This is a genomic window from Aeromonas popoffii, assembly GCF_037818705.1.
GTDB classification, from domain to species: Bacteria; Pseudomonadota; Gammaproteobacteria; order Enterobacterales; family Aeromonadaceae; genus Aeromonas; species Aeromonas popoffii.
Map to the genome: position 1 here is coordinate 2,515,077 of NZ_CP149129.1, position 23,500 is coordinate 2,538,576.

The window sequence follows — 23,500 nt, forward strand, 5'->3', positions numbered from 1 at the left end:
TTCGGGAGACATGAGGCATAGCGGCAACGAGCAAAAGAGCAGCAGGGCAGCAGGGCAGCAGGGCAGTGACGCCCGCGCTCGGCGAAGGAGCATCCCCCGGCAGGCAGTGAAAGATGACGAGCCTGCCCCTGGATACGGGTCGCACCAGCGATCACGGGAAAAAACAAAAGGGCCTGTCTGTCGACAGGCCCTTTTGTTTTATTTGGCGGTGAGGGAGACCGCCTGAATTAAGTCCAACCAAAACCAGTCACACCCTACATATTCAATTACAATCAGTATCTTACAGGGAAATCAGCCCAACATCGTCCGACTTGAAATGACTCTATCCCGCAGTAAATGGCACAATGGATGGCATAGTCCATGGCATGCCACATTCTCAAGGAATCTTCCCTATGGCACTTCTTACCGATACCAAAGCACGTAATCTCAAGCCGGGTGACAAAGCAATTGCACATGGTGGCGTAACAGGCCTTGCACTTCATCCGTCAACAGCGAAAGGTCGTGGCAACTGGGTGCTTCGCTATGTCAGCCCAGTGACCGGCAAACGCAGAAATGCGGGGCTTGGTTCTTACCCAGAGATATCCATAGCCGATGCCACCAAGCAAGGACAGAAGATGCGAGAGCAACTCGCCAATGGCCTTGACCCTCTGGAGCTCAAACGTGCTGAGGAGAGCAAACCCTCTATCCCGACTTTCGAGGCCGCTGCTCGAGAAGTTCACTCCAAACTGCTACCTGGATGGAAAAATCCCAAACACGGCAAACAGTGGATCTCGACACTCGAGCAGTATGCATTCCCTATGATTGGCCAGTACTCAATTTCTGCCATCACTCCTGCACAGATAGCCGAGGTCTTAATGCCGATCTGGTTGGAAATCCCTGAAACGGCCAGCCGTGTGAAACAACGGCTGCATGCGGTAATGGCTTGGGGCTGGGCGCATGGTCACTGCCAAGCAAATCCGGCCGATGTCGTAAATCACTTGCTCCCACTACAACCCAGCAAAGCCGTGCGTACAGAGCATCAGCCAGCCATGCCCTGGCGGGATATTCCTGCCTTTGTTCAGCTGCATCTGAGAACGGCACAACGTTACGATGTAACACGCTTAATGCTGGAGTTCTTGATCCTGACTGCTTGCCGCTCAGGTGAAGTCAGAGCAATGAAATGGTCAGAGGTCGATCTGGAAGCAAAGATCTGGACCTTGCCAGCAGAACGAATGAAGGCCAAACAAATGCATCGCGTCCCGTTATCTCTTCGAGCCGTCGAGATCCTGATGGGATTGCAGGGGTTGCATGATGAATTGGTCTTCCCTTCACCACGCGATCAAGTTCCACTATCAGATATGGTACTAACGACATTTTTGCGACGGGTAAAAGCACCAAGCTCTACTCCTGGCCGTCTGGCAACGGCACATGGCTTTCGTTCCAGCTTTCGCGACTGGTGCAGCGAGCAGGGCTATGCACGTGATCTGGCAGAACGAGCGTTAGCCCATACTGTGCAGAACAAGGTGGAAGCTGCATACCACCGCACCGACTTGCTAGACCAGCGGCGGCCCATGATGGATGCTTGGGCTGAGTTTGTGGCAGGTGATTTACCGAACAAATAAGAAGGAAGCGGCCATCTGGCCGCTTCTCTATTTTTTTGTGCCGATGGCAAAGAGGGTTCTCAGGGTCCCTCGGGAGTAGTATCTGACCGTAGAGCAACTCGCAGCGTCTTTGAACTGCACTACGAGAGCCTGACTGGCCTGCCCTTCTTCACCAGTTTGTAGTGGTCAATAAATCCGGACACTTGGTTAGGCCGAGTCTCGGCTTGTGCTGGCTGTATTCCATCATTGTATTGATGTGGACGCTGCCAGTTGTAGTAATCCATCAGGTAATAACTGATATCCCGCTTCAGTGAGTATTTGATGGGCTATTACAGCAACATTCGTCCCCATCACTACAACGGTGGTTTGACACCAAATGAATCTGAGCGGCAGTATTGGGCTGCTTATAAAACCGTGGCCAGTTTTACTTGACCACTACATAACAACTGCGAAACTTTTTCCGGCAGACCCGGAAAGGGGCGTAAGTGAGGCCTGCAACTCTGAGTTTTTATCAAGGACGCTACGATTACGAACCACATATATCTGTCTTTCGCCACAACGCTGGTAACAGCGATAGTATTTCATCAATGATCTCTCGCCTATCGCTACCTGGTCTCCAGATGGTAACTATCGTCTGATTGATCCCTTGGCTGCCCACTTCAGTATCAAGCCTGTGGATATTTTTCCACTGTTGCGCATGAAGATGTGTCGGCAAGAATCCCCAGCCGCACCTTTGCTCCAGCAGGACGCGCAGCATCTCCAGTTCGTTAGTCATTATCGTATAGCCTGATATTTGCAGGCGACGCAAAAAGGACTCGTCTGAAGTCTTATGCATGATAATTTGGGGAAGTAGTGAGAGGTCGAGTAGCGAGAGTGGTGTCGTTATATCAGTAAACAGCGTTTTAGCGGCGTAGAAATCCATATCAATTGAGCCTAAAGCCCGCCATTCCATTTCATTCCCCACGCTATAGTTGCACGCCTGACAAATCCCCAGATCGGCCATGCCACTTACTAGCATTGCCTCTGCGTCGTCACGCGAAGCACTGATAAAACTTAAGCGCCCCCCCCTCTTGGCCATAACGCCAATCAACGTCTGCAAAAATGCCCTGGGGACAAAAGGATCGTAGACAAGAGAAATGTTCCGCGTGGCACTTTTTGGCACCGCTCTGGCAAAGTCATCAAAAGCTTTCACTTGGCGCATCAGCAGATGCGCCTGTCGCTTAAGCTGTTCCCCTTCCGGCGTTAATCTTAAGCTGCGGCTTTCTGTGAGGAATAGCTCATAACCCAGTACATCTTCGAGGAAATCAATCAGCTCGCGAAGAGTCGTACGATCTTTACCAAGTTTAATAGCTGCCTTTACCAAGCTGCCATGCTCAGCAACAGCTGTAAATGCCTCCAACTGGGCAAACGAATACATCAATGACATCACATCACTCCCCACTGGATTTGATGAGGGATTTTCCCCCATAACGTGTTTTTCATTATAGGTCGTGGGTTCGTAAACTGAAGCTATTCCTAAACCATACGAGGTCAATATGACAAACAAAACGGTAAATACCCCCCTGCTTGCGAGCCTTGTTTTCAGTAGCCTATTATCCCCTGTCGCCATGGCTGCCTGCGAAGGCACTGACCTGAACGTCTGCCCGGTGCCTTTCGACCAGAGGCTTCCCAACACACATGATATGCTCACCTGGCACCAAGCTCACCGCGTGGTGGGTTTTCGTAATGATTACCGCAACTATGCGGGAGACGTATTTCATCACGGTAATGCCACCCCTCTGCTGGCTGCAGACAAACCGCTGACGGATATCCACTATCAGTTCGATGGCAAGACGTATAGCCTTCAGGATTACCTGAAGCGCCAGAACGTGAGTGGAATGCTGGTATTAAAAGACGGCAAGATTGCCTGGAAATATCTCGGTGAAGGTAATACCGACTCAACGCTTTGGACATCACGTTCGGTTGGTAAATCGGTGGTCTCCACACTGATTGGCATCGCGATTAAAGAAGACAAAATCCACTCGCTCGACGAGCTCATCACACAATACGAGCCCGATTTAAAAGACACTGCGTGGGATGGCGTCACGCTAAAACAGCTCATAACCCACACCTCTGGCGTTGAGTGGAATGAGGATTACACCAACCCGGAATCCGATTTCGCACAGCTCACCGAGTGTGAAGCCAAACCAGGGACTTATGAGTGCGTACGTAAGCTGGTTGCCGGCCTGCATCGTAAAGACCCAGCAGGAGAAAACTGGTCTTATTCATCAGGTGGTGCATGGCTGCTTGGCGACATACTTGAACGTGCTACAGGTATGCCACTTGCTGCATATCTTGAGAAAAGCATTTGGAAACCCTACGGTATGGCTAGCGACGGCGTATGGCATGCCTACATTAAAGGCCAGCACGATGTGGGTGCGCACGGTTTTAATGCTACGCTAGAAGACTGGGGACGTTTCGGGTTATTTATCCTCAATAACGGTATGTTGCCGAACGGCAAGCAGATAATGCCAGAAAACTGGGTTGAGCAGTCTTCTCACTGGACTCATGCCATAGGCTCTGTTTCTAGGGCCCATCCGAATGGACTTTATGGCTACCAGTGGTGGAACAACGAAGTTCCTCTCGATGCTACAAACGTCGCACCAGCGATAAAAGACACAATGAAAAACTCCCTCTGGGCGTTAGGGATTTTTGGCCAAATGATTATGGTGAATCAAAAAGAAAATCTAGTGATCGTCCAGTGGTCTACTTGGCCAGAGGCTGAGCCATCATTTAACTCCCAGCCACTGGAGGCCTCATTAATGTTCAATTCGATTGCGAATGTGCTGCGTTAGATTGAGTTATGGAGTTATTGCAGTTTTGCTACCTATAAGTTCTCAGCCCCAAGTGACCGCTACACTAGAGCGCACTTGGACCGGTCAGGGCCGTACACCCAAGTTCCTGGCTGAGCAGCTCGAGCAAGGTCGTCAATTGGACAACTTTCTCATCTGAGCGAACAAGGTCATGCCATTCATCGGCATGACCCTTCTCCTAAACAGGTGAGAGACTTAGGTACTCGCGGTATCTTTGTGCCTCATGTTTGTATTACTCAATATAACCCGCTCTAACCGTGTATTTTATCATGAAGAGTGTCAGGCCGATGCTCGCTTGTCCCAAAGTCCCAAATATGGATGCGGGCAATCCAGATTGAGTCGGAAAAATCCTCAACCCACTCAGCGGGCCTCACATGAGGCGCCATCACGGAACTCTACTCTACGGCCGATTTAGCTGACTCGAGCAAGCCTGCTGACATGGGAGCGTCAACGCTCCGATGGAGCGGTTGTTCAGGAACTTGAAGACGGAATGGCTCCCGGTAACAGGATACATAAACCAGCGGGAGGCGAAACGGGATATCAGCTATTACCTGATGGATTACTACAACTGGCAGCGTCCACATCAACACAATGATGGGATGCAGCCAGCAAAAGCCGAGATTCGGCCTAACCAAGAGTCCGGATTTAGTTGACCACTACACATTCGCCACTTTGGCACTTTGGCACTTCAGATGCCATTTTGGGTAGGGGCGACCATCCCATTAACAACGCCCTGTTGAGAAGATGTGAGATTACATCTTCACCACTTTAAGAAAGCAGGTTAAAGTCTGTAGCATCTCTGATGTACAATAAAAATGTATCATGCCTACGGCTTCTTTTTAAAGTATTAGTGTAGATATACAATCGCTGATGATAAGTAACTGGCAAAACGTGATATTTACTCTGAGCGGTTGTTACATTTTTAAAAATCAACGCGTCTCCATTCTGGAAATGGTGATTAAGGCAAGTGGAATTATCAACGTGATGTAGGTGGCCTGTGAATCCATGTATACGCAGAGATGCAAGAGCTTTCTTAAATCCGGGCTGGTATGTCATAGCCTTTTCAGTTAAGAGTATTTTATTTTTCCAAGTTGAAGCGAGTTCAATTGGACATATCAATGACAATGTACAATCAACACGACTCATCTCAAAATATTTCGGGGAGGGGAGGTTATCAAAAGAGATGAAAATATCTATATCATCATGAATAGACTCCATATCCTTGATGGCGAGGGAAAAATCCACACGATTGATAACATCGTAAAGTAAGTCACACATTAGGGATGAATTACTTTGCGGGGAGGCAATCTTGAAATAGCTTCCAGAATGGTTAGTCAACATCATATTATTCAGCTCGTGGTAATGTGGTAGCAATTGACTATAAATACGTTTTCCGGCCTGAGTGGGAAGCGCACTATTCCTATCAATGACAAATAGTGATTCACCGACCCACTCCTCTGTCATTTTTAGCATTCGAGAAACTGGTGGAACAGTAAGATTCATTCGTTCAGCAGCTTTTTTAAGGCTACCCTCCTGATAAAGCACAATGAAAACACGCATAGCTTTTGATATAAACATAAGGTCTTATCTCATATTTTTAGTCGCGTCTCTATTAGCGGCTCAATTCATGCATTAATGCCAAGTGGTATTGCATTGATTTTCCATCATTCGCAATAAATTTTTTATTAAAAAATCGCAGCCTTTACCGCATTAGCTGCGCCCCCCCCATCTCTCCATGGCCCATTAACTTCGATAAAAATTTACTTCAGTGAGTGCATTAGACTCTCCTGTTACACAGTGGAAACGCATGATGAGATATTTAACACCTGCCTTCCCCTCTCCAACCTGCTCATGTAATTTAAATAAAAAACAGAGTCAGACTAAATTAAGAACACAAAGCTGGTTATTTTTCACGAGAAAGCGTTCACATTCACTTCATTCATGCCGATGTCACTCCCTTAAAATATTGGAAAAACCTACATCCAATCCAGATTATAAAAAAAATCACATAATAAACACCACCGTTTTAATTAATTATTATCACACACGGAATAAATATTAATGTTTACCGTTTAATCCTTTCTGTTAGGCTCTATCACGCTCTTGGTGAGAACTTTGATGAAAGAGGAATGTCCTCTTTCATTCATTTAACGCTGGCGAATCTTTTCGAGTGGGCCAGACGATATGAGCCTGGGATAGCCGTGTCGCAGAATGCGAGGTAAACCCAGAAAAAGGGGGGAGCAAAAAGCATACTTTGGAGTGAGCGCGTCCGAATTCTGGAGTAATGAACGTTTTTAACGTGAATAGGCTATTTATAGTGAGAGTGCACTCAACATGTTTGCACCTTCCTTTGGGATTTTCCTTCGCGACATTAGATAACCCCAAACAGGTCGGACCGTTATCTTGATTGACGAGGAGAAGGGGTTTGGTGATGGAGCTTTATGCTACAAACTTCGGTAAAGCTGACAGAACTAGCATGTCCGGCAAGATGGAAAGCAAATGTACCCTGAGTGGATGAAATCAAGAAGAAATCGCAATCGGTTCATGACAAGGGCCGAAGCTAAGGAGATAGAGCAAGAAGAATATTGAATTATAGAACCGTCGACGTTGGCACTCGTTACTTAACGATGTATGCCCGGTCAAATTCACCAAACGATATTGGGAGACTGCTCTGGTCTCTCGAGTGGGGCTGTCCGCTCTTGCTAGACACCTCATGCCACAATCTGAAAAAAGAGGAAATATGATGTATTGCACCACCAACATTCTTGACAAGCTGAATGTCGGCCTCCGCACAGTCCAACGGACTGCTTTGAAGGAAGACACCCCCCCTATTTCTCTGGCCGACATGACTAGGCTATCTTTTGCCGAGATTAATAACCTGGCCAAGGACATTTTGAGCTGGGGGGAGAAAAACTTTCTATGCCAGCAAGCACAGGAAGCCTGGAAAGAAAACAAGCTAACAGAGGCAAGAATTTTCAGCCGCGCCAACCCACAGCTGGACCATGCGCTGGGTCTTAGCTTGCAATCCTCTGCCATGCAACGCGGTTATGATGATCTCTTTGGTGGCCGCGCCAGCAAATTCGTCAAACCCGGCGCCGTGGCTTCGATGTTTTCACCCGCAGCCTATCTGACCGAACTGTATCGTGAGGCCCGCAAGCTACATTCTTCCGACTCACCCCATCAGCTGGATAAACGCCGCCCAGACCTTTCCTCCCTGGTCCTGTCGCAAGGCAATATGGACGAGGAGTTAACCACGCTTTCGTTATCCAATGAACTGCTACGCAGCGGTATTCAGGCCAAAGAAGGCAAAGAACCACAAGAAGTCATGGAAATGCTGGCCACTTATCGTTTCGCCGGTACCACACCATTTCATCTGCCCTACGAGGCCAGCCGTCAAAGCCTCTTGCTGAAAGATCCGGAGTTCACAGCCTTCCAACATAACCCTGCGGTTGCCTCTACAGTGGACACTGCCTCCCTGTTGACTTTAATGGCGAATATTCCCCCTGACCTTTATCGCATCTTAACAGAAGAAATTACTACAGAGAATACAGAGCAACTAATTAAGAAAAACTTTGGCGATAATGTTGATCCTTCCCAGTTTCAGGATAAGCGTTATCTCGCTAACTACTATGAACTGACTTACGAGGAATTGTCACAACTATTAGGTGCCATTGAAAACAATAACGATAATATAGACCCTGCAAAGCAACATTACACAAATAACCGATTGATACGTACTGTAAAGGATGATGGCACTCTTAGCGTAAGAATACTAACCCGTATTGGAGGGGGGAATAACAACCAATATAACTATGTAGAGTTAATTCCTGTTGGTGGCAATCGTTATAAAATTCAATTATCCGCAGCCAATGCGGCAGACAAACTTCTGATATCAATTGGTACGGAAGGGGCTGGGAGCAATAACTTAGTAGGCGACGCCACGCTTTCCGGCCTAAATAAACCGGCAAGCTTTGATGTAACCATTGATAGCCAATCCTTTAAAGATGGATTACCAATTGGGATTACGCGCCACACTTCTCCTGGAGCTGGATATTACTATGCAACCTACAAGTTTGAACAGGTCACCTTTCATCCCAATATGTTCTTGTTAAAGCTGAACAAGCTTATCCGGCTATATAAAGCAACCGGCATGACTCCCGACGAACTGCTTACCGTGATAGAGAACAATAACACGGAATTGGTCATCAATAACGATGTTATCAGCCAGCTATTTTGGGTGCATTTTTATATGCAGCGCTATGGCATTGACGTATCCTCAGCACTGGCACTGTGCGGCAGCACCATCACGACTCAGACCGATTCCCAAGTGCAAGCCAGCGCCTTTGACCGTTTATTCAATACCCCGCCGCTGAATGGTCAGGTATTCTACGTGGACGGTACCAAGGTGAAACTGAAGCCTGATGAAATTGATGACAGCTTCCGTAGCAGCGTGCTGAAACGCGCTTTCCAGGTCAACGACGCCGAGCTATACACGCTGTGGGCACTGGCGCAAGGTAGCGAAACGCCGCCGGACTTCCTATGTACCCTTGAAAATCTGTCAGCACTGTATCGTGTCAAATTGATGGCCGATGTACATGACCTAGACGTAACCGAACTCGCCATGCTGATTTCTGTTTCACCTTATGCAGGAAAAATGATCGCTGGCCTTAATTTGGCAGAGTTAAACGGCGTCGTGCAATTCCTTGACGATTATACACGCTGGCTGTGCAAGCAAGGTTGGAGTTGCCATGATCTATATTTGATGACCACTAGCAGTTACAGCACTGAGCTGTCACCGGATATTCAAAATCTACTGGATACATTGAATAACGGTCTGGCCAATCAAGACTTCGCCCAAGCGAATGCAACTGATCGTATGCAAGCCGTCGCCCCCTTGATTGCCGCCGCCACCCAGCTGGACTCGACGGAAACCGCCGCAGCCATTCTGCAATGGCTGGAGCAATTGCAACCCGGTAAACTGGATGTGACAGCATTTCTTTCCCTGGCGGCCAAGGACAAGCCCAGCGATGCCGAAACCGTGCAGCTGGTCACTTTTTGCCAGGTCATGAGACAGCTGACACTGGCCGTACGCGCGTTAGCGTTAAACAGTGTGGAAATCTTGCTGGCGGTTAGCCAGCCAAGCGCATTCAGCGCTGATGTCAAGACCCTGCCGCACACCATCGCCACCTTGCACACCCTGGCGCGTTTCCATACCTGTATGCAACGCTGCGGGACTAAGGCAACGACAACGCTGTTCGCCCTGGGGAATAAATCCCTGACACCCGTACAATTAGCCCAAGCTATGGCTCTTGACGAACAAATGTTGGCCCAAGGACTGGCGCAACAAAATAGCTCGGCCGAGACCTTCAACAGTTGGACAGATATGGACGCCGCCTTACAATGGGTGGATGTGGCCGCCACGTTGGGTATCACCCCAGCAGCGGCAGGCTTGCTTGCCAAGATAAACTACGCTGCCGACAGCCAGCATCCCTCCTATCAAGAGTGGGAGCATATCAGCCATATCTTGCAAGCTGGCCTGGACAGCCGGCAACGCGTAGAACTGCAAACCACGTTGGACGAAGTCACCAGCACCGCACTCGGCGCCTATTTCGTCAAAAATATCGCCCCCAACTGGGTCACCAATCGTGACCAGCTTTACCGCTGGCTACTGGTGGACAACAAAGTGTCCGCACAAGTCAAAACCACCCGCTTGGCGGAAGCGATCGCCAGCGTGCAACTCTATATCAACCGCGCGTTAGCTGGCCAGGAAGAAGGCGTGGATAACCTAGTCAAAGGTCGTGCTTTCTTTCACGACTGGGATGCTTTCAACAAACGCTACAGCAGTTGGGCCGGCCTATCGCAACTGGTCTACTACCCGGAAAATTATCTGGACCCCACTCTGCGCATCGGTCAGACCGGTATGATGGATGAAATGCTGCAATCGCTCAGTCAAAGCCAACTCAACAGCGATACGGTGGAAGGCGCCTTTAAAACCTATATGAGGCGGTTTGAAGAGATTGCCAATCTAGATATCATCAGCGGTTATCACGATAGTGCTAGCGATAAGGAAGGCATCACTTATCTGATTGGCCGCTCTGCCATTGGCGATTATTACTGGCGTTCGGTGGATATCGGCAAAATGGCGGATGGCAAGCTACCTGCCAATGCCTGGAGCGAATGGAAGAAAACCACTGTAGCGGTATCGGCGGTTGGAGACCTGGTGCGCCCTGTTATCTTCCAGTCTCGGCTTTATATTGTCTGGGTGGAAGAACGGCAAGCACAAGACAAAGACAAGCCCCAACCTACATCAGCCTACAGTCTGAAATATGCACACATCTTGCACGATGGTAACTGGAGCTCGCCCATCAGTCATGACGTGGAAAAAAGTGTCCTGCTAACTGGGAGTAGCAAGCTCCAACAGGTCGGGATGTATTGTGCAGAAAGCAAAAAACAAGATGCGTTGCAGCAAAAAATGCTTATCTGTTTTTTTGAGAAAAAAGATCTCTATAGAGAGCTTCCTAGCGATTTTGCTGGGTTTAGCATTTCTGCCAATGGTAATATTGAAGAAACAGATGGCACATCCAGTGTTTTCAGTCGTAATTGTTATAAACAACTGGATACTTTACCATCAAAATATTTAAACACGCCAAATGGCGGCGCTAAATATCATATATCAGCCCCCAAAGGATTAGGTTACACTTGGGGGGCGAATGACTACACCATTATTTTTGGCTGTGGTATGTCTGGTTTGTCAGTTGGCATTACTGACAAAGACTGCAAGATCACGTTCGATGCAAAAAGCCGAGTCGTATACTATGGCTACGGGGGCTCTCGCAGTAGCGATTTGGTCAAGCTGATGAAGGCAGTCGGTAAGATAGATGAGATATTTTATTTTCCCAATTTCGTATCGAAAGGCTCGTATGCCGCTGAAAAAAACTTCGAAACCGAATTGTTAATAAAGAAATCAAACTCAACGCTATATATTGAGTGCTCCGATAACTATATCAATGAAAAGGAGGGAGGTTACAAGCCGCATTATGCCATGAGCGCTTTTAATCCGACCACAAGTTATCAAATGTCGTATGTTGGCAATCGTATTTGGTCGAAAAGTGATACTCACACCCAATTTCCAGAAAATGTATACATCTGCAGGAGCAATCCGTTCCCGAATGTTGGCAGTGATTTTTGGTACAGTGATTTCAGGCTTATTAAAACTGGCATTAATCTTGGAGATATGTACGTATCCGCCAACAACAAAAACCAAACGATTTTAAGTGCAAGCAGTTGTGATAAATACTCTTTGGGTGAATCTCTATTTTCATTTAAAAATAAAGAGATCGTCATCCCTCTCGCTGAATTTAATAATGGCCGGTTCGATCTCGAGCTAACGCTCAGCGGCAAAGCGCAGGATGGCCGGGTTCTGGGTAGCGAAAAATTCGGAGTAACCATATACAGTAATGAGCAGATTAACACCCCCAGTATCGCACTGGAGCACACTAGTGCTGGCTGCCAGTATTTGCAATATGGAGTCCACCGTATTCGTGTCAATACACTATTCGCCAAGCAATTGGTGGCGCGAGCTAATGCGGGTTTAAAAACTGTGTTATCGATGGAGACACAGCAGTTACAAGAGCCAAAACTGGGACAAGGGACTTATGTCACACTGGAACTGTCAAAATACGACCCAACCATTCATGGCAAGTCAAAAGAATTCGTTATCTACGACTACAAAGTTTGGAGCGATAACAGCAAAGACTCAATTTATAGAGGGACGTTGAATGACCATGCGACCACTACTGTAAATTTGTTCTTACCTCGCATGGAGACATTCGGGGACTATGACTGTCTGTATATTTTTGCTAAGTATGAAAGCGGCGAAACCAATGACATCCAATTTTATCGTTCTGATAAAAGCAACCCCAATGGGTGGTATCTGAACCGTGAATATAAGGCCGGCACCTTTAAAGGCTTGGTGTCCGTTAGCAATTTGGATCGCGCAACCGACCCCATGGACTTCAGCGGAGCCAATGCTTTGTATTTCTGGGAGATGTTTTATTATGTACCGATGATGGTGTTTAGCCGTTTATTGCAGGAAGGCTGCTTTAACGAGGCAACGCAGTGGCTGAACTACATCTGGAGCCCGAATGGCTATCTGGAATATGGCCAGCCCGCCACCTATCAGTGGAATGTACGCCCCTTACAAGAAGACACCGGTTGGAATGCCAATCCGCTGGATTCGGTGGACCCAGACGCAGTGTCTCAGTCAGACCCGATGCACTATAAAGTTGCAACTTTCATGGCCATGCTGGATTTGCTGATTGCCCGAGGTGACGCTGCTTACCGATTGCTGGAGCGGGATTCCTTGAATGAAGCCAAGGTGTGGTATACCCAGGCGCTGGATATCCTGGGCGATGAGCCCTACCTGTCGATGGATGCAGACTGGAACAGCCCCACATTGAGCAAGGCTGCAGATGATACCATGCAAGTCCAGGCCCAGCAGGCGCTGATGCAGGTACGAGAGCTGGCAGGGCCGCGGGAAACCCGTAGCGCCAACTCGCTGACCGCGCTCTTTCTGCCACAGCAAAACGAGAAGCTGAAAGGCTATTGGCAGACGCTGACGCAGCGCCTTTATAACCTGCGTCACAACTTGTCCATCGATGGTCAACCGCTATCGTTGTCTATTTACTCCGCACCGATGGACCCAGCCGCCTTGCTGAGCGCTGCGGTGAACGCAACGCAAGGCGGCGATGTGCTGCCCAAGGCGATCATGCCCCTGCACCGCTTCCCGGTGATGTTGGAGAGCGCCCGCGCCATGAGCAACCAACTGAGCCAGTTTGGTAGCACCTTGCTCAGCATTAGCGAACGCCAGGATGCGGAAGCCCTGTCCGAACTGCTACAAACCCAAGGCTCGGAGCTGATGAGGCAGAGCATTGCATTGCAGCAAAAAACCATCACCGAGATTGATGCGGACCATGCCGCGCTAAAAGAAAGCCGCGTGGGTGCCTTGGCGCGTCAGGAGCATTACACCCAGCTCTACGACGAGAACGTCAGTAGTGGCGAGACGCAGGCAATGGGTCTCTACCTAGCCTCCTCCACAATAGCCACATCGAGCCAAGCTGTACACATGGCTGCGGCGGCAGCGGACATGGTGCCCAATATTTATGGTCTTGCCGTGGGCGGATCTCGCTATGGCGCGCTGTTTAACGCCGCCGCCATTGGCATGGAGATTAGCGCCGGTGCCACCCGCATTGCTGCGGATAAAATCGGCCAGTCCGAGACTTACCGCCGCCGCCGCCAAGAATGGCAAAACCTACGTGATAATGCCAAGGCCGAAGTGAAGCAGCTGGATGCCCAACTGGACGCGCTGTCGGTACGCCGCGAGGCTGCCGTTCTGCAACAAGTGTACCTGGAAACCCAGCAAATCCAGGCCCAGGCACAGCTGAGTCTCTTGCGTAACAAGTTCACCAGCAAGGCCCTGTATTGCTGGCTGCGTGGCAAACTGGCCGCCATTTACCGTCAGTTCTACGACTTGACCCTTTCACGCTGCCTGATGGCGCAGGAAGCTTATAAATGGGCGCTAGGCACAGAAACAGCTTCGTTCATCCGCTCCGGAACCTGGCAGGGCAGCCAGGGCGGTCTGATGGCAGGTGAAACGCTGTTGTTGAACTTGGCACAGATGGAGCAATCGTATCTGCAAAAAGATCAGCGGGAAAAAGAAGTGACGCGCACCACATGCCTGTCCACTGTGTACGCCGGAGCTTTTGACCTAGCGGATAACATCCATCAGTTGGTCAATAAGGGTTCTGGCAGCACTGGTAGCAGTGAAAACGGCCTGAGGATGACGTCGGACAAACAGCTGCAAGCCACACTGAAACTCTCCGACCTGAAGATTGTTGGCGATTACCCAGCCGCTTTGGGTAAAACGCGGCGTATCAAACAAATCAGCGTCACGCTGCCAGCCTTGGTCGGCCCTTACCAAGATGTGCGAGCGGTGTTGAGTTACGGAGGCAGCGTGGTCTTACCGCAAGGCTGCAATGCTATGGCTGTGTCCCACGGTATGAATGACAGCGGCCAGTTTCAATTGGATTTCAATGATAGCCGTTATCTGCCGTTCGAGGGGATACCGGTGGATGACGCCGGGACGCTGACACTGAGTTTCCCGGATGCCACGGTGGGGCAGAAGGCGCTGCTGCAGAGTCTGAACGACATCATTCTGCATATCCACTACACCATCCGTTCCTAATAACTCAACCCATAAGAACAGGCCGTCTTCGGACGGCCTGGTAAGGAATTTTTTATGCAAAATTCAGATAATCTAACCTTGGAAGCACCCTCGCTGCCCAAAGGTGGCGGTGCTCTGACTGGGCTGAGCGGCCAAATGGGCGCCGCCGGTCCTGACGGTGCCGCGACCCTTGCCGTCGCCTTGCCCATCAGCGCCGGACGAGGTTATGCCCCCTCACTGGGACTGAACTACAGCAGCCAAGCAGGCAATGGCTCCTTCGGCATGGGCTGGTCCTGTGGAACCTTGGCGATACGCCGTCGCACTCGAATGGGCGTCCCCACCTATACCCCAGAGGATGAATACATTGCCCCGGATGGCGAGGTGTTGGTGCACTGTCTTGACGCCGACGACAAACCACATACTCGCGCCAGCAGCACTCTGCTGGGAAATACCCTGGGTGCGACTTACAGCGTCAGTGGTTATCGCAGCCGAGTCGAACGCGATTTCTCGCGCCTAGAGTACTGGCAACCCACCGAGAGTGGCACGGCCGCCGACTTCTGGGTGCTGTATAGCCCGGATGGGCAGGTTCATCTGTTGGGTTATGAGGCGCAGGCGCGCATAGGCGACCCGAACGCACCGGCGCACACCGCACAATGGCTGCTCAACGCCTCTGTCTCCGCCTATGGCGAGCAAATCTATTATCGCTACCGCCGCGAAGATGAAGCAGGGTGCAGCTCAGACGAGAAGAAACTGCACCCTGAAGCCAGCGCACAACGCTACTTGAGCGAAGTGCATTACGGCAACATCACTCCGGGCCGCACCTTTCCCTGTCTGACGCAAGCCGATGCCCTCGCGGCGGGCTGGCTGTTTGTGCTGGTGTTTGATTATGGCGAGCGCAGTACTGCCCTGGCCGATATTCCGCCCTATGTCGCCTCCGGCGAGTGGACCTGCCGTCAGGACTGTTTCTCCGGTTACGAGTTCGGCTTCGATTTGCGTACTCGCCGCCTGTGTCGTCAGGTACTGATGTTCCATCGGCTGGACACCCTGGCAGGCGTGGCGTCCGGAGAAGATACTCCGGCGCTGGTATCGCGCTTGTTGCTGGAGTACGAGGAGTCTGAATTTGTCTCTACGTTGGCGTCTGCCCAGCCGATGGCCTTTGATAATGATGAGACTCAGTCATTACAGACTTTACCCCCCCTTGTGTTTGGCTGGCAGACCTTCGTTGAACCGCAGGCACCTCAGTGGCACCCCCTGAATGCGCTGGGCAACCTGAACGCACTGCAACCCTACCAATATGTGGACCTGTACGGTGAAGGGCTCGCGGGAATTGTGTATCAGGACGCGGGTGCCTGGTGGTACCGAGCTCCGGTCCGTTTGGCGCAGAGCAATGATGCCAACGCCATAACCTGGGCTCCCGCCAGGCCATTGCCCAGCACCCCCGCCTTGCGCAATAGCGCCACCCTGGTTGACCTTAATGGTGACGGTCGTTTGCAGTGGGTAGTCTCAGCAGTCGGTGTCAATGGACACTATGAGCAGAACCTGGATAACCCCGGCCAGTGGTTGCATTTCACCCCCTTATCCGCATTGCCGGTGGAGTATGCCCATCCACGTGCGCAACTGGCTGACTTGACTGGCAGCGGCTTTGCTGACCTGGTCCTGATTGGTCCGCGCAGCGTCCGGTTATATGCGGGACAAGGTGATGGTTGGGAAAGCGGACAGACTGTGTTGCAATCCGGCAATGTAACGCTGCCAGTGCCCGGCGCCGACCCACGAACGCTGGTAGCCTTCAGTGACCCGCTGGGCTCGGGGCAGCAACACCTGATGCAGGTGAATGCCGAGGGCGTCACCTGCTGGCCGAACCTGGGCCACGGGCGTTTTGGTCAACCGCTGGCGCTGCCGGGTTTTAGCCAGCCGGCGCAAGGCTTCAATTCAGATCAGGTATTTCTGGCGGACATCGATGGTTGCGGGGCCGTGGACATTATTTACGCCCACGCTGACCGGTTGGAAATTTACCGCAATCAAAGCGGTAACGGATTTGCCTCGCCCTTTGTTGTCAGCCTGCCTGGCGGGGTCCGTTATGACAGCACCTGCCAACTTCAGGTGGCTGATGTACTGGGGCTGGGGGTCGCCAGCGTGTTGCTGAGCGTTCCCCATCCCACCCCCACCCACTGGGTATTAACACTGTCGGTGGAAAAACCCTGGCTGCTCAACGAGACCAACAACAACATGGGAGCACATCAAGAACTGCACTACCGTAGTTCAGCCCAGTTCTGGTTGGATGAAAAAGCGCGCACGCAACAACAGGAAGGGGAAGGTCCACGCAGTTATCTGCCATTCCCTCTCCACATGCTATGGCGCACTGAAACCTTGGATGAGATTACTGGCAATAGACTGGTCAGCGAGGTGCGTTACCGTCACGGCGCCTGGGACGGGAGGGAGCGTGAATTCCGTGGATTTGGGTACGTAGAGGTTCAGGACACCGATACGTCAGCGGCTCGCGGAAGTGCAAGCGCATTGGCCATGCCGTTGTTGACGCGCAACTGGTATGCCACCGGTCTTTCAGTCATTGATGACCATCTGCCGACAGAATACTGGTCTGGCGATAAAGATGCCTTCCCAACCCTCCCTCCCCGCTACACCACTGGCAGCGGGGAGGATGAAGTCCTTTGCCCAGAGGATGTAGTCACAGCCAACAGCTTCTGGCTTACGCGCGCTCTAAAAGGGCAACTGCTGCACAGTGAAGTATACGGTCTGGATGGTAGCGAACAGGCCGGTGTGCCTTATAGTGTCACAGAGCAGCGGCCGCAAGTGCGCCTGATTGCCGAGGTTGCCGGCACCCCGGTAGTCTGGCCGTCGGTGCTTGAAAGCCGCAGTTACCACTATGAGCGCGTTTCATCCGACCCTCAGTGCGCGCAACAAATTAGTTTGAGCTGCGACGAAGTTGGCCAGCCGCTGAAGGCTATCAGTGTGAACTATCCACGGCGCCCGCAACCGACGGAAAATCCGTACCCGGACACCCTACCAAAGACATTGTTTACCAGTAGCTACGACGACCAGCAGCAGCTATTGCGCCTGACCCTATCACAACAAAGTTGGCATCATTTGGTGGGTACGGAGCGTGGCATCTGGCTAACAGGGCTGCCCGATGCCAGTCGCAGTGATGTTCTGAGTTTCACTGCGGACCAAGTTCCCCCGTCCGGCTTGAGTTTGGAGGTGCTGGCAACTGACAACAGCCTGATTGGTGATAAGCGCCCCCACACCTTTGCCGGACAACAACAGACGTACTGGTTGGCCGAGGATGGCAACCCTTCTGTCACCAAGCCTGCATTCCCCCCCCGACAGGCCCATACGGTCACCGCCGAGCTGGATGAAGCAATAGTACAAGCGGTTAGCGTATCACTCACGACGGTGGACATTGCAGATGAACTGCGCAAAGCGGGTTATCAGCAGATGGATTATCTGTTCGCTCGGGATGATGAATTTGGCAGGCAACTTTGGGTCATTCGCTCCGGCGACACTCAGAGTGGGGATGCGGCACAGTTCTGGCGACCCATGTCCTACCGGGATAGTCCGCTAAACGGTAGCAATACGCTGGAATGGGATGCCCATTACTGTGTGCCGATCAGACATCAAGACGCCGCTGGTTTGGAGGTCTCAGCGCAATATGACTGGCGTTTTCTAACCCCTCAGCAGATTACTGACGCCAACGCCAATGTGCATCAGGTTCGTCTGGATGGGCTAGGCAGAGTGACCTGCAGCCGCTTCTCTGGCACGGAGAATGGAGTGCCAGCTGGCTACAGTAATGCTGCGTTTATTCTGCCTGGCGATACGGGCAGTGCGCTGACGCTCTTGGCACCACAGCCCATTGCCCAGTGCTTTGTCTATACCCCCGATAGCTGGATGAAAAAGGGAGCGGAAAAGATGCCTCCCCACGTGGCGGCATTGGTTACCGACCGTTATGACGATGATGCCGAACAGCAAATCCGACAACAGGTGATGTTCAGCGATGGGTTTGGGAGAGAGTTGCAAACCGCCACACGCCATGAAACAGGCGATGCTTGGCAGCGAACGGAAGGCGGTGGACTCGTTCTCGGCGCTGACGGTGCACCGGCGACAGCGCCCACTGATTTTCGTTGGGTCGTATCGGGGCGCACTGAGTATGACAACAAAGGCCAAGCGGTCAGAACATATCAACCTTATTTCCTGAATGACTGGCGCTATATCAGCGATGACAGCGCGCGCCAAGATTTATGGGCTGATACACACAAGTATGACCCCACAGGGCAGGTCATACAGGTGACCACTGCCAAAGGGTATCTGCGCCGCACCCTGTTCACCCCATGGTTCTCAGTCAGTGAGGATGAGAACGACACCGCCACCCTATAACGTGATTCATCAGACCGGCTCTCGCTCCCGCGGCGAGAGCCTGAAAGGAGCGTAAATATGCATTTTGGTTCAGTACCAGATAATACCCAGGCAGTGTCTTGGTTGATTGTCGGTTTGTTTTCTGCTTGGGGAGGGTTGGTGCGTTATCTGATGGACATTTGCCCGACCGGGCAGCGATGGTGCTGGATGGCCGCCATATCTCAGGTAACTATTTCCTGTTTTACCGGCTTTCTGGGCGGTTTTTACAGCTATGAACAACATAACAGTGTGCTCATGACCCTGGTTCTTGCTGGCATCTGCAGTACGTTAGGCAGCAGCCTGCTCCGTTGGCTTTGGCGGCGTATTTTACAGACTCCGGAGGTTAAATCATGACGTGGATCTTCAGTCAGCGCAGTGAACGTCACTTGGCCGACATCCACCCTGACCTGGCGAAAGTTGTTCGGCTCGCACTACAGATAAGCCCTGTCGATTTTGTCGTTATTGATGGGCTGCGAACACCAGAAACTCAACAGGCATTAGTGACGGCTGGAGCGAGTCAAACGATGAATAGTCGTCACTTGACCGGGCATGCAGTAGATATTGCCCCCTGGATAAATCGCACCATCCCCTGGAATGATTGGCAGGCGTTTGCCTTGGTTGCACAGGCGATGAAACAGGCAGCTCAGGATTTGAGTATTCCATTAGTTTGGGGGGGAGACTGGAAAACCTTGAAGGATGGGCCGCATTTTGAACTGTCAAGGGGGGCTTATCCGTGATGTTCGGTCTGTTGGGTGGGCTACGAGTCGGCGGTATCACGGTTGCGCTGCTTGGTGGCGTGCTGTGGCTACGACATCAACAGCAAGCCATGGAGCACCTGCGTGTACAAAACCAGCAGTTAGTGATGCAAGGCGACGTGTTGCAATCCCGCTTACTTCAGTGGCAGTCACAAGCGGCCAACTTATCGGCCGCGCTGAATGAGCAAAAGAAACAACAGCACACCTTGGAGGAGATGAGTGAACAAAACCGTCAGCGATTGCAAAAGGCCGTGGAGCGTTCCCCCTGCGCTCGCCAGCCTGTGCCTGTTGATATTATCCGGCTGCAACGCGACGCCCTCAATCGTCGCCCCATGTCCAACTGACATTGTTCCACGACATCTGCTGGCGCCCTGCTTGGCGCCAGCATTTACCGTTACAGCGTGGGGGGATTACCCGGATTATGTCGCACGATTGCATTTGGCGTTGGAGAAATGCAACACCGATAAAGTGGCAATTGAGGCGTTATTGCTTCCAACTACCAACCCTAACGGGAGGGCGCTTGCGCCCTCTCCACTTAAAACCCAAAAGGAGACTGTGTATGCACAGTAATAATACCACGCTATTTGCGGGCACCCCGGATGTCACAATACTGGACAATCGTGGCCTGAGCGTGCGAGATATCCGTTATCACCGCCATCCCGACACACCTGACCGGATAGATGAACAGATTACCCGGCATGTGTTTACGACGTTGGGCCACCTTCAGAGCAGTACTGACCCACGACTGCATGCATCTGGTGTGAACAACTTTGAATATCAAACCACTCTGAGTGGTCAACCCTTGCTTACCTCAGGGATGGATAATGGCACCACGGTAACCTTGAATGACATTGCCGGGCGTTCCTCGCTGGGCATTTCGGCGACTGGGGTTGTCAGCTCCTGGCAGTATGAAGATGACACCCTGCCTGGCCGCCCGCTCAGTCTCACTGAGCGAGCGCCAAATGAGGGGCGGCGTGTCACAGAGCGTTTTATCTGGGCAGGTAACTCGCCGGCCGAGCAAAACCTCAATCTCGCTGGCCAGTGCCTGCGTCACTACGACACCGCAGGGCTCAGTCAAGTGGACGGTGTCGGGCTTACAGGAGCTCAACTGTCAGTCAGCCGTCAGTTGCTACAAGAGGATGTTGACGCTGACTGGCAAGGCAGCGACGAGTCGACTTGGCAGAACATGTTGGCTCCCGAGGTGTTCACTACCCAAAGCACGGCGGATGCCACCGGTGTGGCACTGACCACCACGGATGCCAAAGGCAACGTACAGCGCATGGCTTATGATGTCGCAGGTCTGCTCTCGGGCAGTTGGCTGATACTGAAGAGCGGCATCGAGCAGGTTATTGTGAAATCCCTGACTTACTCGGCTGCCGGGCAGAAGCTGCGCGAAGAGCATGGCAATGGCGTGGTAACACGCTACAGCTATGAACCTGAAACACAACGTCTTATTGGGATTAAAACCGAACGCCCCACAGGTCATAACGCTGGAACCAAGATCTTGCAAGACCTGCGCTATGAGTACGACCCGGTGGGTAACGTATTAAAAATCAGCAACGACGCGGAAGAGGCACGCTTCTGGCGCAATCAGAAAGTGGTGCCTGAAAATACCTACACCTATGACAGTTTGTATCAGCTGGTGAGTGCCACCGGGCGCGAAATGGCCAATGCCGGTCAGCAGGGCTGCAACCTGCCTTCTACCGTCGTCCCCCTTCCCACGGACAGTTCCACATACACCAACTACACCCGCACCTACGCCTACGACAACGCTGGCAATCTGACACAAATACGTCATAGCGCGCCCGCAACAAATAACAGTTACACCGCGAACATCACCATCAGCGACCGCGGCAACCGAGGGGTGCTGAGTACGCTTACGGAAAATCCGGCAGATGTGGACAAGCTGTTCACGACAGGCGGGCAGCAGAAACAGTTGTTGCCAGGTCAAGCTCTGAGCTGGACGCCGCGTAACGAGCTGCTGAAGGTGATGCCGGTGGTGCGTGACGGCAGTACGGACGACAGGGAAAGCTACTGTTATGACGCAGGCAGTCAGCGCATCCTCAAAGTCAGCACCCAGAAGACGAATAACAGCACACAAACTCAGCGAGTGGTTTATCTACCAGGGCTGGAGTTGCGCAGTACAACTACCGGCAGTACAGAAACGGGGAGCCTGCAGGTAATTACCATGGGTGAAGCCGGTCGGGCACAGGTGAGAGTGCTGCACTGGAATAGCGGGAGGCCAGCTGACATCAATAACGACCAGGTGCGTTACAGCTACGACAACCTTATCGGCAGCAGCGGGCTCGAACTGGACAAAGATGGTAATGTCATCAGCCTGGAGGAGTACTACCCGTACGGAGGGACTGCGGTCTGGACGGCCCGCAGTGCGGTGGAGGCGAACTACAAAACCGTGCGCTACTCGGGCAAGGAACGCGACGCCACGGGGTTGTACTACTACGGGTACCGTTATTACCAGCCGTGGGCGGGCCGGTGGCTGAGTGCGGACCCGGCGGGGACAGTGGATGGGCTGAACCTGTTCAGGATGGTGCAGAATAAGCCTGTTACCTGTTACGATGGAACGGGGGAATCAACACAAAACCGAAACAGAAATATTTTCAGACTGGTTGCGTTTGGTCTTCATAGAGAGGGTGAAGGCATGGCAGCATCACTGTCCCGTGGAAAGAACTTAGCCTTCGCTATTGCTGGAGGGTTGGCATTTGCGGGTATGGCAGTAACAGTAGCAATAACTGCTGGTCTTGCCTTAGGGGTGGTAGCAGCTATCGGAGCTGGTGCATTTGCGATTGGTGCAATAGCTGGATGGAACATAAATAAAATAACCTCGGGCGTTGCGAAGTTTATATCACGAAGAGTGCAAGGGAAATCAGTCGCGACTAATGCAGCCGCTGGTGCAGGTTTGGGGAGTGCAACTGCTCACCTGACCGGAGCAAGAATGCAGGGTACGGCCATTGCTGGGATTGCGGGGGGAGTTTCCGGCGCAATGGGGGGCGTTATTGCCAATTCTGACCGGGGGATGGGAGGTGCGCACGCTGCGGGTGTTGCAGTTGGCACGGTTAATACAATGGCAGGTAGTGATGTTAGCTATGCAATGGAAGTCACGTCCGCAACTTTTGGGGCTATTGGTGGATTTATTACAGGTACGCACGGTAGTACCTCTGTTGGGGAAAACACCGGCTATGGTAGTTATATTGGAGGTATGGTTGGCCGGTATGCCGATAATGCTGTCTCATATACATTTAATATCGTTGGTGGAGAAATTGCCAGAAGAGGTGTCCAGTCAATAATAACAAACTATGTAGGTAATAATTTTCTGACAAGATTTGTGGGCAGAAGATTAGGCGGAGCGGTGTTCTCATTTTTACGAAGAAATATTTCAGTTGGCGGTTCGAATGAATGGGTAGGAAGTAGTATCGGGGCTGCGGTCGGTGGGGTTGGCACTGCGTTAAGTATCACTGCACCAGATGCACATCTCCGAACCAGAATTAATCAGCTTGGAAGTTTGGTTAATTATGTCGGAGGGTGGGCAATGACCCAGCTGAGAAGTTTTGTTTTGCCTGCTGCAGCAAGAAACGTCGCTATAGACGCTGGTACTAGTGCGATTCGGCTTGCAACCAAGGGGGCGAGCTTTGCCTGATAGAGCCTGTACATAAATTTGTTTGTCAGTGT

Annotated in this window: 12 protein-coding genes and 2 pseudogenes; 12 read left to right on the forward strand and 2 right to left on the reverse strand. The window is 51.5% G+C overall.

The annotated features are described in order from the left end of the window. Window positions 1-392: 392 nt before the first annotated feature. A complete protein-coding gene (locus WJM78_RS11455) occupies window positions 393-1,601 on the forward strand; it encodes a tyrosine-type recombinase/integrase (protein ID WP_339009315.1) in 1,209 nt (402 codons plus the stop codon). Between the two features lie 288 nt (window positions 1,602-1,889). Beyond that, window positions 1,890-2,012: pseudogene (locus WJM78_RS11460) on the forward strand (IS3 family transposase); the annotation flags it as partial. 94 nt (window positions 2,013-2,106) lie between these two features. Here the strand turns inward: WJM78_RS11460 and WJM78_RS11465 are convergent. Then, entirely contained in the window at window positions 2,107-3,006 is a 900-nt protein-coding gene (locus WJM78_RS11465; protein WP_339009317.1) for a LysR family transcriptional regulator, read from the reverse strand. Between the two features lie 109 nt (window positions 3,007-3,115). On the opposite strand from WJM78_RS11465, the gene WJM78_RS11470 reads away from it, so the two are divergent. From WJM78_RS11470 to WJM78_RS11480, 3 genes and pseudogenes are all read left to right on the forward strand, one after another. Further along, window positions 3,116-4,414 (forward strand): serine hydrolase, encoded by a 1,299-nt coding sequence (locus WJM78_RS11470; protein WP_339009319.1) that lies wholly within the window; start codon window positions 3,116-3,118, stop codon window positions 4,412-4,414. Further along, entirely contained in the window at window positions 4,401-4,571 is a 171-nt protein-coding gene (locus tag WJM78_RS11475; protein ID WP_339009321.1) for an H-NS family nucleoid-associated regulatory protein, read from the forward strand. The genes WJM78_RS11470 and WJM78_RS11475 overlap by 14 nt, the downstream gene beginning before the upstream one ends. Window positions 4,572-4,881: 310 nt before the next feature. After that, a pseudogene (locus WJM78_RS11480) lies at window positions 4,882-5,085 on the forward strand (integrase core domain-containing protein); the annotation flags it as partial. Between the two features lie 115 nt (window positions 5,086-5,200). Here WJM78_RS11480 and WJM78_RS11485 read toward each other — a convergent pair. Then, window positions 5,201-6,010, reverse strand: coding sequence for a LysR family transcriptional regulator (locus tag WJM78_RS11485; RefSeq protein WP_339009323.1), 810 nt, complete (start codon window positions 6,008-6,010; stop codon window positions 5,201-5,203). Window positions 6,011-7,145: 1,135 nt separating this feature from the next. Here WJM78_RS11485 and WJM78_RS11490 point away from each other — a divergent pair. From WJM78_RS11490 to WJM78_RS11515, 7 genes are read left to right on the forward strand one after another with little or no spacing between them, the layout of a single operon-like run. Then, on the forward strand, window positions 7,146-14,675 hold the full coding sequence (locus WJM78_RS11490) for a neuraminidase-like domain-containing protein (RefSeq protein WP_339009325.1): 7,530 nt from the start codon (window positions 7,146-7,148) through the stop codon (window positions 14,673-14,675). 54 nt (window positions 14,676-14,729) lie between these two features. Continuing rightward, entirely contained in the window at window positions 14,730-19,040 is a 4,311-nt protein-coding gene (locus tag WJM78_RS11495) for a SpvB/TcaC N-terminal domain-containing protein (RefSeq protein WP_339009327.1), read from the forward strand. Between the two features lie 57 nt (window positions 19,041-19,097). Next, window positions 19,098-19,412, forward strand: coding sequence for a phage holin family protein (locus tag WJM78_RS11500; protein WP_339009328.1), 315 nt, complete (start codon window positions 19,098-19,100; stop codon window positions 19,410-19,412). Next, a complete protein-coding gene (locus tag WJM78_RS11505) occupies window positions 19,409-19,795 on the forward strand; it encodes a M15 family metallopeptidase (RefSeq protein WP_339009330.1) in 387 nt (128 codons plus the stop codon). Before WJM78_RS11500 ends, WJM78_RS11505 begins: the two co-directional genes overlap by 4 nt. Continuing rightward, entirely contained in the window at window positions 19,792-20,157 is a 366-nt protein-coding gene (locus WJM78_RS11510) for a hypothetical protein (RefSeq protein ID WP_339009332.1), read from the forward strand. The genes WJM78_RS11505 and WJM78_RS11510 overlap by 4 nt, the downstream gene beginning before the upstream one ends. Then, window positions 20,102-20,383 (forward strand): Rz1-like lysis system protein LysC, encoded by a 282-nt coding sequence (gene lysC, locus WJM78_RS22820; RefSeq protein ID WP_422388450.1) that lies wholly within the window; start codon window positions 20,102-20,104, stop codon window positions 20,381-20,383. Before WJM78_RS11510 ends, lysC begins: the two co-directional genes overlap by 56 nt. Then, window positions 20,373-23,468: an RHS repeat domain-containing protein gene (locus WJM78_RS11515; RefSeq protein ID WP_339009334.1), complete on the forward strand. Its 3,096-nt coding sequence runs from the start codon at window positions 20,373-20,375 to the stop codon at window positions 23,466-23,468. Before lysC ends, WJM78_RS11515 begins: the two co-directional genes overlap by 11 nt. Window positions 23,469-23,500: the final 32 nt, after the last annotated feature.